This window comes from Streptomyces sp. NPDC025638 (assembly GCF_055558775.1).
The window spans coordinates 86,552-100,176 of sequence record NZ_JBVHLX010000011.1 but is presented as its reverse complement, the minus strand read 5'-3'; the positions used below and the strand labels follow the sequence as shown (position 1 = coordinate 100,176).

8 protein-coding genes are annotated in these 13,625 nt (G+C 69.7%); 4 read left to right on the top strand and 4 right to left on the bottom strand.

Annotated features, from left to right (window positions below):
• The first annotated feature begins 117 nt into the window (after positions 1-117).
• Positions 118-3,027 carry a SpoIIE family protein phosphatase gene (locus tag ACZ4EG_RS27090; RefSeq protein WP_467792427.1) on the top strand — a complete coding sequence of 970 codons (2,910 nt, stop codon included), beginning with the start codon at positions 118-120 and terminating at the stop codon, positions 3,025-3,027.
• 63 nt (positions 3,028-3,090) lie between these two features.
• Here the strand turns inward: ACZ4EG_RS27090 and ACZ4EG_RS27085 are convergent, their stop codons facing one another.
• Both ACZ4EG_RS27085 and ACZ4EG_RS27080 read right to left on the bottom strand, forming a co-directional pair.
• Positions 3,091-4,806: an MOSC domain-containing protein gene (locus ACZ4EG_RS27085; RefSeq protein ID WP_467792426.1), complete on the bottom strand. Its 1,716-nt coding sequence runs from the start codon at positions 4,804-4,806 to the stop codon at positions 3,091-3,093.
• A gap of 106 nt (positions 4,807-4,912) precedes the next feature.
• Positions 4,913-5,437 carry a CGNR zinc finger domain-containing protein gene (locus ACZ4EG_RS27080; RefSeq protein ID WP_467792425.1) on the bottom strand — a complete coding sequence of 175 codons (525 nt, stop codon included), beginning with the start codon at positions 5,435-5,437 and terminating at the stop codon, positions 4,913-4,915.
• 149 nt (positions 5,438-5,586) lie between these two features.
• Between ACZ4EG_RS27080 and ACZ4EG_RS27075 the strand changes: the two genes are divergently transcribed.
• On the top strand, positions 5,587-6,456 hold the full coding sequence (locus ACZ4EG_RS27075; protein WP_453561454.1) for an alpha/beta fold hydrolase: 870 nt from the start codon (positions 5,587-5,589) through the stop codon (positions 6,454-6,456).
• Here ACZ4EG_RS27075 and ACZ4EG_RS27070 read toward each other — a convergent pair.
• Complete coding sequence (locus ACZ4EG_RS27070; RefSeq protein ID WP_467792602.1) at positions 6,376-8,595, bottom strand: glycosyl hydrolase family 95 catalytic domain-containing protein; 2,220 nt, start codon at positions 8,593-8,595, stop codon at positions 6,376-6,378. The genes ACZ4EG_RS27075 and ACZ4EG_RS27070 overlap by 81 nt on opposite strands.
• Positions 8,596-8,998: 403 nt before the next feature.
• Here ACZ4EG_RS27070 and ACZ4EG_RS27065 point away from each other — a divergent pair, with 403 nt between their 5' ends.
• Positions 8,999-9,484 carry a cupredoxin domain-containing protein gene (locus ACZ4EG_RS27065; RefSeq protein ID WP_467792424.1) on the top strand — a complete coding sequence of 162 codons (486 nt, stop codon included), beginning with the start codon at positions 8,999-9,001 and terminating at the stop codon, positions 9,482-9,484.
• Positions 9,485-9,651: 167 nt separating this feature from the next.
• Here the strand turns inward: ACZ4EG_RS27065 and ACZ4EG_RS27060 are convergent, their stop codons facing one another.
• Positions 9,652-10,701 carry a PP2C family protein-serine/threonine phosphatase gene (locus ACZ4EG_RS27060; RefSeq protein WP_453561457.1) on the bottom strand — a complete coding sequence of 350 codons (1,050 nt, stop codon included), beginning with the start codon at positions 10,699-10,701 and terminating at the stop codon, positions 9,652-9,654.
• Positions 10,702-11,175: 474 nt separating this feature from the next.
• Between ACZ4EG_RS27060 and ACZ4EG_RS27055 the strand changes: the two genes are divergently transcribed.
• On the top strand, positions 11,176-13,560 hold the full coding sequence (locus ACZ4EG_RS27055) for an ATP-binding cassette domain-containing protein (RefSeq protein ID WP_467792423.1): 2,385 nt from the start codon (positions 11,176-11,178) through the stop codon (positions 13,558-13,560).
• Positions 13,561-13,625 lie beyond the last annotated feature (65 nt).

Sequence of the window (13,625 nt, the reverse complement as noted above, 5' to 3'; positions counted from 1 at the left end):
ACCAAAGGCGGTGACGCGGACCACGGCGGCCCGTCCATATCCCACGTCCCCCATGTGCTGCACCAGCCGCAGGGCGTGGGGACCATACAGACGGATCGGCCCTCGGAGCGACACCGCATGCGGATGCTGCTGCTGGACGCCGTGGACGAGGACCGGCGCGACGTCGAAGTGCTGCTGACCGCGCTCCAGCAGGCGGTGGCCGAGGTGCACGGCCTGGGCGGCATGGTGCATCTGCCTGGCGGCGGCATGAGCGGCATCCTCTACCTGGTCGCCGACAGTGGCCTGCCGGAGACGATGACCCGGCCCTGGGTGATCATCCCGGTACGGGGCACGGCGCCGCCCAGCAGAGCCGCCCGCAACGACACCACCAGCTGGCAGCCCGACCTGGCCCCGCCCGATCCGGTGCCGGGCCGGGACCCCGCCGCCCTGTGGCCTTCCGGACTCCCCGCCGGCATCGGACACCTGGCCGTCCCCATTCCGAGCGGTGGCTGGCGGCGCGGCGCGCTCTCTGTCCTCTTCGCCCCGGGCGCCGAGCCCGGCGCGGCGGAGTGTGAGTTTCTGACCGAGGTGGCGGCGTGGATGTCCGGGAGGCTCAGGGCGTCCGGAATCCTCAATCCGTCGCCCACCCTGCTGCGCGCGCTGGAGAGCGGGCCAGGACCACGGGAGGCCGCCGCCCCGTGGGACGCGGAACGGATGCCCTCCATCACGTACACCTGGGACCTGCGTACCGGCGCGCTGACCGCAGACCTGCCCGTCGAGGAGGTGCTGGCCGGCATCGATCCGGAGGTGATGAACGGCGGCATCGAGGCGTGGGCGGAGCTGATCCACCCGGACGACCTGCCAGGGGCGGTGGCCGGCTTCGACACGGGCATCCAGATGCGCGGCGGCTTCCAGAACGAGTACCGGATCCGCCGCCAGGACGGCACCTACCTCTGGATCGAGGCCTGTGCCCGGACGATCACGGATGAGGAGGGGACGCCGGTCAAGGTGATCGGCACCCTCCGGGACAGCAGCGAAACGCATGCCGCCGCCGAGTCGGTGGGGCGGGCGCTGCGACACATGAGCGACGGCTTCGTCTCCCTGGACACGGACTGGCGCATCGGATTTCTCAACCAGGCCGCCGAGCAACTCCTCGGCGCCGCGGGAGACGTGGCCGGATCCCTGCTCTGGGACATTCCCGTCGTACGTGCCGTGCCAGGGCTGGAACAACGGTGCCGGGCCACGGTGGCCGAGGGCCAGCCGGCCGGATTCGACGTACCGGGGTCGGACGGTAGGTCCTGGTACCACCTGCGGCTGGTGCCGGTGCCGGAAGGCCTCACCCTCTACATCACCGACACCACCGAGCGGCATCTGCGGGAGGCCGAGCGGGCCGCCGCGGAGCGGGCTGCCGCGGAGCGCGCGGCCCTGGTGCAGCGGATCACGCGGGAGCTGGCCGAGGCTGTCACGGCCCAGGATGTGATGGCGGCGGTGGCCGACGGCGTGATGACACCCCTCGGGGCGACCGGACTCATCATGGTCGGCGTGGTCGGCGACCGGCTGACGGTGGTCGGCTCCCGGGGACATTCGGAGCGCTTCACCCGACTGCTGGACGGGCAGTGGGCAGTGCGGGACACCACGAACCCGGTGGGGGACGCCCTGCGTACCCGCACCCCCCTCTACATCTCGTCCCCCGAGGAGTTCCTGAGGCGTTACCCGGAGACCGACATCCTGATCAGGGAGGGCGGCACGCAGGCATGGGCCTTTCTGCCGCTGGCGGTATCGGGGCGCGGGATCGGCGCGGCGGTGATCTGCTTCGGCCGACCGCGGGTGCTGGACGATGACGAACGCACGCTGCTGACCGCGCTCAGCGGACTGATCGCGCAGGCCCTGGAGCGGGCCGGGCTCTACGACGAGGCGACGACCCGGGCCCGTACCCTCCAGCGCAGCCTGCTGCCGCAGGAACTGCCCGAGCTGCCCGAGGTGACGGCGGCGGCACGCTACCAGCCGGCCAAGCACGGAGCCGACGTCGGTGGCGACTGGTACGACGTGATCCCGCTCTCCGCGGCCCGGGTCGCGTTCGTGATCGGCGACGTCATGGGCCACGGCATGGCCGAGGCCGCCACCATGGGCGGACTCCGCACGGCTGTCCGCACCCTCTCCGAGCTGGAGCTGCCACCCGACGAAATCCTCGGCCACCTCAACGACATCGTCGGCGAGCAGGGCACCGATGCCTTCGTGACCTGCCTGTACGGCATCTACGACCCGGTGACCCGGCTGCTGTCGTACGCCAGCGCCGGTCAGCCGCCCCCGGCGGTGGCCCACCCCGACGGCACCGTCACCTTCCTGCCCATGACCCCGGACCCGCCACTGGGGGTGGCCGCCCCGCCCTTCGAAACCCACGAGACCCTGCTGCCCGCCGACAGCCTGCTCGCCCTCTACAGCGACGGCCTGGTCGAGAGCAAGGACAGGGATGTCACCACCGGCATGAACCGCCTGGCCGAGCTGCTCTTCGAGTCCGTGAACGCCATGGCGGCCCTGCCGGCGGACGCGTCCGACCTGGACACCCTCTGCGCCACCCTCACCTCCGCTCTCCTGCCTGCCCACGGCGAGCTGATGGACGACGCCGCCCTGCTGCTGGTCCGCACCCACCCGCTGGACGCGGAGAACGTCGCCGAATGGCCGTTGCCGGAGGACCCGGTGGCGGCGGGCCAGGCCCGCGACCTGGCCCGCGCACAGCTCAACGACTGGGACCTGACCGACGAGGACCTGGTCATGACCACCGAACTCCTGGTCAGCGAGCTGGTCGCGAACGTCGTCCGGCACGCCTGCGGCCCCATCCGGCTGCGCATGCTCCGCAGCCGCGCACTCATCTGCGAGGTCTCCGACGCCAGCCTGACCACACCGCACATCCGCCACACCTCCGCCACCGACGAGGGCGGCCGCGGGCTGCAGCTCATCTCCGCACTCTGCCAGCGCTGGGGCACCCGCCACACCCGCACCGGCAAATCCATCTGGACCGAACAGCCCCTCCCCGCCACGTCGGTCTGATCCGACGGGTCGGTGGCCGATGTCGCGATCGTACGGGGCATCCGGCCCTCCGCCGACGGCCCGCTAGAGGTCGAGGACGACTTCGGTGGTCGGCTCGCTGCAGCAGACGAGGACCGTACCGGCCTCGGGGAGTTCGAGGGGTGGGGTGGTGTAGGTGACGTCGCCCGACAGGAGGTGGGTGACACAGGTGTGGCAGACACCGGTGCGGCAGGACCAGCGGGTGGGGATGTCACAGGCTTCGGCCAGGTCGAGGAGTGAGGCGTGAGCCGGTGACCACGGGGTCGTGATGCCGCTGCGGGCGAAGGTGATGACGGGTCCGGTGCCCGGTGGACCGGGGGGTTGGTGCGGCCGTACCGCGGTGGTGGACGTTACGCCGGGATTGATGGCGGACAGGGCGCTGAACTGTTCCGTATGGATGCGTTCGGGGCTCAGGCCGTGATCGCGCAGAAAGCCTCCCAGGTCGTCCATGAAGGCGGGCGGTCCGCACAGGTAGGCGTCGGCGTCGGTGGGAATGTCCATGGCCGTGAGTGACCGGGCGGTCGGACGCCCCTGGGTGATGTGGGGCTCGTCGCGACCGGGGGTGGCTCCGGTGCTGTAGTAGATGTGCTCGTGGGCGTGGGGGAGTTGGGCCAGCAGCGCGTGGGTCTCGTCAGCGAAGGCGTGGTGGGCGCGGTCGTGCGCGGTGTGGATCCACCAGACGGGGCGTGGGTCTTGGGTGTCTGCGAGTCGGTGGAGCATGGCCAGTACGGGAGTTGCACCGATCCCCGCGGAGATGAGGACGACCGGACGGTTGCCGTCTTCCAGCACGAACGTTCCCCGGGGGCCGGCGATGTCCACGAGGTCCCCGAGGCGGAGCGCGGCATGGATGTAGGCGCTGACTTGCCCGTGCGGCTCATACTTGACGCTGATGCGATAGCTGTCAGCCATGGGCGCCGACGACAGGGAGTAGCTGCGGACGGTGGGAGCGGCATCGCCGACGGCGAGGCGGACGGAGAGGTACTGGCCCGGGCGGGCCTCGGGCAGCGGTGTGCCGTCGGTGGCGTCGAGGTAGATCGACGAGACGGTCGGGGTCTCGGGGACGATGCGGGCGACACGCATGGGCTTGAAGCCCGGCCATCCCGTTTCCTGCGTCGGCGGCCGCGCGGCGGCGAGTTCACGGAAGGACTGCTGCCAACCGGGGCTGAGGGCCGGGATGTTCAGTGCTTTGCGCAGCTTGGCGGGGTCGCGGTCGGGGAGGTAGAGCAGCGCGTCGGTGTCGGCGACGCTGAGTTGTTCCGGTCCCTTTCGGGTCAGGGTGATCTCGTCGCCGGCCTGGACGCGTCCCTCGGTCAGGACACGCAGATAGAAGCCGGGGCGGTGGTGGGCGACCAGCAGGGCGGCCATGGTGGGTTCGCCCAGTCGCAGGCCGACGCGGTAGCAGGTCACGCGCGGCTGGGTGACCTCGAACTCGGCTTCGCCGATGCGGTACCGGTCGCCGATGCACACCTCGTCGTCGGGCAGGCCGTCGACGGTGAAGTTCTCCCCGAACATTCCGAAGGTCAGGTCGTCGCGGCCCAGTTGCTTCTGCCAGTACTGGTAGGACTGCAACTGGTAGACGAGCACGGCACGGATCTCGCCGCCGTGTCCGGCCAGGTCTCCCTGACCGTCTCCGTCGATGTTCAGCCGCCGTGCCGTCCGGGGGCCGTCCACGGGGGACTTCCAGGCTCCGGTGCGGACGGTCCTTCCCTGCCAGAAGACGTCCTTGGGCGTTCCTACGTTCACGGACAGCAGCGTCGCCATTGCGGACCTCCTGTGCGGTGTCCGGCCGGGGCAGCCCCCATGGCGCAGTGAACCGTGCGCTCGGGCCGATCCTAGTTCGTGTGCCGGTGGTGCCGCGATTCCGTGATCATGAGTGGTGGGCGGCTGCGGCGTCGCGGGTGCGCCGGTAGTGGCGTCGGGCCTTCATCCTGTTGCCGCAGACGGCCATGGAGCACCAGCGGGCCTTGTTGGTCTTGCTGCGGTCGAGGAGGAACCGTCGGCACTCTGCGTTGGCGCACGGCCGCAACCGGCCGGGCATCGTCTCCTGCAGCGCGCTCCAGGCCATGACGGCCTCCACCGCCAAACGGCGCTCCCCGGGGGCGTCCAGCTCCCAGGCCACCCCATCGGGGCCGACGCGAGGGCGGGAGACGACGTCGCCGAGCAGCGGAGCCAGCGACGCGGCCGGCCGACTGCCGCGCACCACACCCTGCAGGGCATCGCGCGCATCCAGGAGGTGCCGACGTTCCTCCGCGCTGCCGTTGCCGCCGTGGGCCCGCTGCCAGCTCCTGGTCGCCTCCGGGTCTGCGAGCCGGTCCAGGACCACCCCGTCGACGACCGGCGTGCTGTTGAGGAGCTCCAGCAGCGCGTCCTGCGGCTCTCGACCGGCCGACATGGCCGCCTCCTCACCGGATCCGGATTGCCTTGCTCGATCGGTTGAACGAGCCTGACTGAAGTCTAACCGATGAAAGTAGCTTGACAGGTTAGATGGAGCGTGCTCGACTGGAGATATAACCAGTAAAGCTCGGAAGAGGGGTTAGAGAGATGGTCTCCGCAGTCCACCACCGCACCGCCACCGTCAACGGTCTCGAGGTCTTCTACCGGGAGGCCGGTGATCCGAACGCCCCCGCCGTGGTCCTGCTCCACGGCTTCCCGACCAGCTCGCACATGTTCCGCCACCTGATCCCGGCGCTCGCCGACCGCTACCACGTGATCGCTCCCGATCACATCGGGTTCGGCCAGTCCGCCATGCCCGCCCTGCGGGACTTCCCGTACACCTTCGACGCCCTCACCGAGGTCACCTCCGGCCTGCTCAAGCACCTGGGCATCGACCGGTTCGCGATGTACGTGCAGGACTACGGCGCCCCCATCGGCTGGCGGCTCGCGCTCCAGGCCCCGGACCGTGTCACCGCGATCATCACGCAGAACGGCAACGCCTACGAAGAGGGCTTCGTCAAGCCCTTCTGGGACGAGGTCTTCGCCTACACCGCGTCCCCGGGACCGGACACCGAAGCGCCCATGCGCGGCGCCCTGACCCTTGAGGTCACCCGCTGGCAGTACCTGAACGGAGTCGCCGATCCGAGCCTGGTCAGCCCCGACAACTGGGTCCACGACCAGGCGCTGCTGGACCGGCCCGGCAACGACGAGATCCAGCTCAAGCTCTTCCGCGACTACCCCACCAACGTGGACCTCTACCCCCAGGTCCACCAGTACTTCCGTGACTCCCGGGTTCCGTTGCTGGCGGTCTGGGGAGCCAACGACGCGATCTTCGGCCCCGATGGTGCCAGGGCGTTCGGCCGCGACCTGCCCGATGCCGAGATCCACCTGATCGACTCAGGACACTTCGCCCTGGAGAGCCACCTCGCCGTCATCACCGAGCACATCCGCAACTTCCTCGCCCGCGTCCTCGCCTGACAGAGGCAGCCCCCAGCGGGGCGCGTCCCCGTTCGGACCTACGGGCATGACGGACAGGTCGGGCCGGTCGCCCTTGGCCGTGATCAGCGCCGACTCGCCCTTGTGCAGGGTGACTCGAAGGGTGGCGGCGTCGATGTCGGTGTACCGCAGGAGGCGGCCGCGCCCGTCCCGTACGTCGACGGGTCCCGCGATCCCGTGCCGTACGACGCAGGGCGCGCCGGCCTCGCTGAGCAGCCGTACCCAGCGGGTGGTGCCGTCCTGTCGGGCCGCGCTCAGCAGGAAGGCGCCCTGTGTGCGGAAGCCGTGCACGGTCAGATCCGCCCAAGCCACGGGAAGCGCGGGGAACACTCTGATGACTCCGCCCCAGGACTGGCAGACCATGTCGTGCAGTGACTGGGCCGCCGACAGGGGGGTCTCGATGACCGGTCCCGACTCCTTGTACATGGTGTTGGGCTGGATGAAACGGGTCATCAGCTCACCGAGGTACTTCAGTGCGTCCTCGCCCTTGCCGAGCAGTGCCGACATCGAGGCCGCGCCCGTGAAGGTGTAGCCCTGCAGGGCACCTTCGAAGCCCACCCAGTGCGCCAGTGACTTCTCGATCAGGGCGAGTTCGTCGGGGGTGCGGCCGGTCACCTCGTACAGCGGGTAGACCGCCAGCAGGTGCGAGTAGTGGCGATGTGACTTCGCGAAGGGGATGTCCGCGCCGATCATGAAGCCGTTCGTGTCCGTCGGATACGGCGCCCGTTTCGCCAGCACTTCGCGCCAGCGGGGTGCCGACGCGTCGTCGATGCCGAGGAGTTCCGCGGATTCGAGGAGGGTGCGACATCCCCAGGTCAGCAGCATCAGGTCGTAGTTGCAGTCGCGTGAGTTGCCGCCGTACTCCGGGGAGAAGGTGGCGGGCAGGTGCAGTTTGCCGTCCGGGCCGGGCTCCAGGAAATGGAGGTAGTAGTTGATCGCCTTGCGCAGCAGGGGGAAGAGGACGTCCCGCAGGATCGACTCGTTCATGGTGTGGCGGTAGCTGAGCCAGACGTTGTGCAGGGCCCAGGTCAGATCACCGACCTCGGGGGTCGGCGGGTCCTGGCCGGGGACGCCGACTCCATAGCCGGTGAGGGTGCCGGCCGCGCCGTTGATCAGGTGGGGGTCCGTGGTGCGGGGGATGCCGAGTGAGTCGGTGCGGTACGGCGGTGCCACCTCCTTGGCGAGGTTGTCCCGGAACTCGCTCAACGCCCTTGTGATCGCGTCGAGTTCAAGGTGGTTGGAGCCATGGATGAGCCAGTACTCCAGCTGTGCGTTGAGGTTCCACCAGGTGTTGGGCCACGGCGTGGGCTCCAGCCAGGGGCCGCTCGTCGCCATCACGGGGGCGTCGCGGCGGGCGGCGGAAGCGGCCTTGTACAGCTGGATCCAGTAGAAGCGCTGGATGCGGGCGTCGGGCAGGGACAGGAAGCTCTTGCGGTAGTAGGTGTGCCACCAGGCGCGGTGGTCCACGGCCAGGGCGGAGTAGGGGAGGCGGTCTGCGGCGCGGACCGACCTCAGGGCCCGGTCCAGGGCCGTGGTCTGCGGGTAGGAGTGCGCGACGTGCACGTACAGGGTTCGCGTCCGGCCTCTGGTCCGCTCCCGCCACGCGGTGACGTGCTGTCCGCCCGCCAGCAGCGGCTGCACGGCGGCGGTCACGCCGTCGTGGTCGGTGACCTCGGCGGGCGAGTTGCCCCGGTAGCCGTCCGGGAGCGGCTTGAAGGCGGCTCGCGGACTGATCGCGTCGGCGGGGTGGAACACCCAGCGGAAGCCCCGCTCGCCCGCGCTCGGCGTCACCTCGACGGCAAGGACCGAGCGGGCGTTGTGGACCATGGCGCGCAGGGCCAGGCTGCCTTGGTCGGTGGTGAGGGTGCCGGTGAGTTCGGCGTCGTGCAGCGCCAGCCGCCAGTCCAGGCCGGTGATCGCGCCCACCGGCTCCAGGGTGAAGTAGCCGATCGGCAGCCGGGCCAGACCGAAGAGGGAGCCGAACTCGGGGCGGTGGTCCTGCACCTCGGAATGCTGAATGTTGAACCGCACCGCCTTCGCTGCGGCGCCCGGCTCGGCGTAGATCCCGGAGCCGAGGAAGCCGTTGCCGAGGAACGGGCCCTCGTACCAGGTCGTCGGCATCCGCTGCCAGAGCAGGTCGGCGTCGTCGAGAACGGTGCGCCAGGGGTCGGAGGGGTTTGCCGCGGGCTCGGCGCGGTCCGCTGCCGTCGCCTGCGTGGGCAGGCCCGTGGCCAGCAGGGTGCCGCCCAGGGCGGATCCGGTGGCGAGGACGGTTCGTCTGGACGGGCGGGGCGCGGCGGAGCTGGGCACGTTGCCTCCAGGCGGCTCGGTGATTCATCGGAGCTATCCCGTGTCGCACCGTAGAGAAGGGTCTCATCCCCGTCAACATGACGAGATAGATCCGATGTGTCGGCCCTGGGGTGACCACGTGCTGCAACGGAATCCCTGTGCCTTCCCCGCAATCCATCACGGGCCCTGTCCCGTATCTGTCCATGAGGGATGGAACACGGGAGGAGGGCCGACCGTGGCTGGAAGGTTGAAGTCGAACTGGAGCGGAGCGGCGGCAGGGGCGTGCGCGGTGGCGCTGGCCGCCGCGCTTTCCGCGTGTGGGAACTCGGGCTCGGACGGGGGAACGGGGGCCACGTCCAGCCCGGCGCAGAACGCCAAGGCGGGGTCCACGACAGTGACGGTGCAGTTGACCGAGTACCAACTTGCCCTGTCGTCGAAGACGTTCAAGGCCGGTGACTACACGTTTGTCGCCAAGAACGCCGGGCACATCGTGCACTCCCTGGAGATCGAGGGGCCGGGCACCGAAATGCGACTGCCGCACGGCCTTCAGCCGGGGCAGTCGGCCCAGCTCAAGGTCATGCTGAAGGAGGGCTCGTATGAGCTGTACTGCCCGGTGGACGGGCACAAGGACATGGGCATGAAGGCGGAGATCACCGTCGGCGGAGGCAGTGGCGGCAGTAGCGGTGGCGGTGGGAGTTCCACCCCGGGCAACGGCTACTAGGTCCAGTCGTCACATTCCCGTCGTCGCCCGGAGGGCGGGCCTCTCGGCGTCATGGGGGTCCCCCTGCTCGAGCGAAGCCGAGAGCTTGGGGGAGCGTGCATGGCGTCGCGGGGCAGACGGGAATGTGACGACAGGGCCCAGCGCCACCACGGCTTGATCCGCTTCCGCTACACCTGCGGCGGGTGGTGGTGAGCGCGGGGGCAGCCGGAGCGTACGGCGAGGGCCGCGATGTCGTCCTCCAGCCTTCCGCCGCTGTAGTGGACCAGGTCCTCGTGCAGCCGGCGCAGCAGCTCACGGGGCGGCGCCGGGCCGAGCCGACGCATCCAGTCCGCCAGCGGGAAGAACCGCCCGGCGCGGTCGCGGGCCTCCGACACGCCGTCGGTGTAGAGCAGCAACTGGTCGCCCGAGGCGAAGGTGACGGTGTCGACGCTGTAGTGGTCGCCGAGCAGATTGGCCAGGTTGAGCGGCGGTGAGGGGATGGTGGGCTCGATGACGCGGACCTCCCCGCGCTGCACCAGCAGTGGCGGTGGGTGCCCGCAGTTGAGGATTCTGACCTGCCCGCCGTCGTAAGGGATCTCGGCGAGCAGAGCGGTGGCGAAGTGCTCCGACTGATCCGCGGAGCGGCTCGCCACGCTGTAGCGGGTGATGCTGGTTTCCAGGCGATGGATGATGGCCTTCAGATCGGGCTGGTCGTACGCGTTCTCCCTGAAACAGTTGATCACCGCCGAGGCCGCCCCCACCGCCTGGAGTCCCTTGCCGCGCACGTCACCGATGAGCAGCCGGACCCCGTACATGGTGTCGGCCGCCTCGTAGAAGTCGCCGCCGATCCGGGCGTGCTCCGCGGCCGCCAGGTACAGCGACTCGATTTCGACGTCCTGGATGCGGGACGGCAGGGGGCGCAGCAGCACTTTCTGGGCGGCGTCGGCGACGAGGCGCACCTGGAAGAGCATCTCCTCCCGCTGGAGACGGAGATGGCTCGCGTACGCGGCCGCCAGGGTCACGGCAATGATCGCGGCAGCCGTGTACGGCGTTCCGAGGTCGGAGTAGACCATGCTGAGCCCGATCATGACCAGCAGGCAGAACACTCCCAGGAGGACCGTGGGCAGGACGGTCCACAACGCGGCGGCGAGGGCGGGTGCCGCCGGCAGCAGACGGCTGAACGCGATCTCCCTCGGGGTGGCGAAGGCCAGGCCGGTGATGAGGGCGGTGAGCAGCAACGGTGACAGCAGTACCGTTTCGCGTCGGCCACCGTAGGGAGGGCGGCGGTGCCGCGGCCGTCCTGACCTGATCACAAAACGTATCTTATCGGGGTGAACTGGACATCGCGCCGCGATGGGGTGCGGCGCCGCCGGTTGCGACGCTCCTACGGTGAGTCGCCGTACGACTACTTGATTCTCCGCGTGGCCGAACGGGTGACCGGAGCGATCAGGAATGAAGAAGCGCGAGCCCTGGAGCCGCGGCTAGCGTGACCGGCATGAACGTCACGATTCACGATCACGGGGCCGGTGGCGCCGAGGGGCTACCCCGGTCGGCACCACCGACACCGTCGTTCGGGGGGACGGCGTAGCGTTGCCGCGACCACGCCGACACAGGGGAACAGGACCCACCGCTCGTGGCTGGTCGGATCGAGCCGGGCGACGCCGACGGGGACAGTGAACGCGGCCCGTGCAACAGATGGAGAGACGATAAGCATGGACAAGACGACGGAGACGCGGTCGCCTGCGCCGCACGTTGCCGACAGCCACGATCTGATCCGCGTGCACGGCGCGCGCGAGAACAACCTCAAGGACGTCAGCATCGAGATCCCGAAGCGCAGGCTGACCGTGTTCACCGGCGTCTCCGGCTCGGGCAAGAGCTCGCTGGTGTTCGACACGATCGCCGCGGAGTCGCAGCGGCTGATCAACGAGACGTACAGCGCCTTCGTCCAGGGCTTCATGCCCACACTGGCCCGGCCCGAGGTGGACGTCCTCGACGGGCTGACGACCGCGATCATCGTCGACCAGCAGCGGATGGGCACCGACCCCCGGTCCACCGTCGGCACCGCCACCGACGCCAACGCCATGCTGCGCATCCTCTTCAGCCGGCTCGGCAAGCCGCACATCGGCTCGCCCAAGGCGTACTCCTTCAATGTCGCCTCGATCAGCGGCGCGGGGGCGGTCACGGTCGAACGCGGCGGGAAGACCGTGAAGGAGCGGCGCAGCTTCAGCATCACCGGCGGCATGTGTCCGCGCTGCGAGGGCCGGGGCACGGTCACCGACATCGACCTGACCCAGCTGTACGACGACAGCAAGTCGCTCAGCGAGGGCGCGCTCACCGTCCCCGGCTACAGCATGGACGGCTGGTACGGCCGCATCTTCAAGGGCTGCGGCTTCTTCGACCCGGACAAGCCGATCCGCAAGTACACCAAGAGGGAGCTGCACGACCTCCTCCACAAGGAACCGACCAAGATCAAGGTCGAGGGCATCAACCTGACGTACGAGGGTCTGATCCCGAAGATCCAGAAGTCGATGCTGTCGAAGGACGTCGACGCGCTGCAGCCGCACATCCGCGCGTTCGTCGAGCGGGCGATGACGTTCACCGTCTGCCCGGACTGCGACGGCACCCGGCTCAGTGAGGCGGCCCGGTCCTCGAAGGTCAACGGCATAAGCATCGCCGACGCGTGCGCGATGCAGATCAGCGACCTTGCCGAATGGGTCCGCGGGCTCGACGAACCGTCGGTCGGGCCGTTGCTGTCGGCGCTGGGGGAGACCCTCGACTCGTTCGTGGAGATCGGTCTCGGCTACCTCTCGCTGGACCGGCCCTCGGGCACGCTGTCCGGCGGCGAGGCACAGCGCACCAAGATGATCCGCCACCTCGGCTCCTCGCTCACCGACACCACCTATGTCTTCGACGAGCCCACGATCGGCCTGCACCCGCATGACATCCAGCGGATGAACAACCTGCTGCTGCGGCTGCGCGACAAGGGCAACACGGTGCTCGTGGTGGAGCACAAGCCGGAGATGATCGCGATCGCCGACCATGTCGTCGACCTCGGCCCCGGCGCCGGTACGGCGGGCGGCACTGTCTGCTTCGAGGGCACGATCCAGGGGCTGCGGGCCGCCGGCACCATCACCGGCCGCCATCTCGACGACCGGGCCGCCGTCAAGGAGACGGTGCGCAAGCCCACCGGCACGCTGGAGATCCGCGGCGCGGCGACGAACAACCTGCGTGACGTCGACGTGGACGTGCCGCTCGGCGTGCTGACCGTCATCACCGGCGTCGCCGGCTCCGGCAAGAGCTCGCTGGTGCACGGCTCGATCCCCGCCGACGAGGGTGTGGTGTCGGTCGACCAGGGCGCCATCCGCGGCTCAAGGCGCAGCAATCCCGCGACCTACACCGGGCTGCTCGACCCGATCCGCAAGGCGTTCGCCAAGGCCAACGGGGTGAAGCCGGCGCTGTTCAGCGCCAACTCCGAGGGCGCCTGCCCCACCTGCAACGGCGCCGGCGTCATCTACACCGACCTGGCGATGATGGCCGGCGTCGCCACCACCTGCGAGGAGTGCGAGGGGAAGCGGTTCGAGGCGTCGGTACTGGAGTACCACCTCGGCGGCCGCGACATCAGCGAGGTGCTTGCGATGCCGGTGAGCGAGGCCGAGGCGTTCTTCGGCGCCGGTGAGGCACGTACGCCGGCCGCGCACAAGATCCTCGAACGGCTCGCCGACGTCGGCCTGGGGTATCTCACCCTCGGCCAGCCGCTCACCACGCTGTCCGGCGGCGAGCGGCAGCGGCTCAAGCTGGCCACCCACATGGCCGACAAGGGGGGCGTCTACATCCTCGACGAGCCGACCACCGGCCTCCATCTCGCCGACGTCGAGCAGTTGCTCGGTCTGCTCGACCGGCTCGTCGACGCCGGGAAGTCGGTCATCGTCATCGAGCACCACCAGGCGGTCATGGCGCACGCCGACTGGATCATCGACCTCGGCCCGGGCGCCGGCCACGACGGCGGCAGGATCGTCTTCGAGGGCACCCCCGCCGACCTGATCGCCGCCCGCTCCACCCTCACGGGTGAGCACCTCGCGGCCTACGTCGGCAGCTGAGCGAGGCCCTCGCGGACACCGTGGGACGAGACGCCTGAAGCGGGATCGACCCCTTGCCGATGACC

What these genes read in the sequence shown, in the direction of transcription:
- ACZ4EG_RS27090 (WP_467792427.1), top strand. Translation starts at nt 118, where the DNA reads ATGCGGATGCTGCTGCTGGACGCCGTGGACGAGGACCGGCGCGACGTC.
- ACZ4EG_RS27085 (WP_467792426.1), bottom strand. Translation starts at nt 4,806, where the DNA reads ATGGCGACGCTGCTGTCCGTGAACGTAGGAACGCCCAAGGACGTCTTC.
- ACZ4EG_RS27080 (WP_467792425.1), bottom strand. Translation starts at nt 5,437, where the DNA reads ATGTCGGCCGGTCGAGAGCCGCAGGACGCGCTGCTGGAGCTCCTCAAC.
- ACZ4EG_RS27075 (WP_453561454.1), top strand. Translation starts at nt 5,587, where the DNA reads ATGGTCTCCGCAGTCCACCACCGCACCGCCACCGTCAACGGTCTCGAG.
- ACZ4EG_RS27070 (WP_467792602.1), bottom strand. Translation starts at nt 8,595, where the DNA reads ATGCCGACGACCTGGTACGAGGGCCCGTTCCTCGGCAACGGCTTCCTC.
- ACZ4EG_RS27055 (WP_467792423.1), top strand. Translation starts at nt 11,176, where the DNA reads ATGGACAAGACGACGGAGACGCGGTCGCCTGCGCCGCACGTTGCCGAC.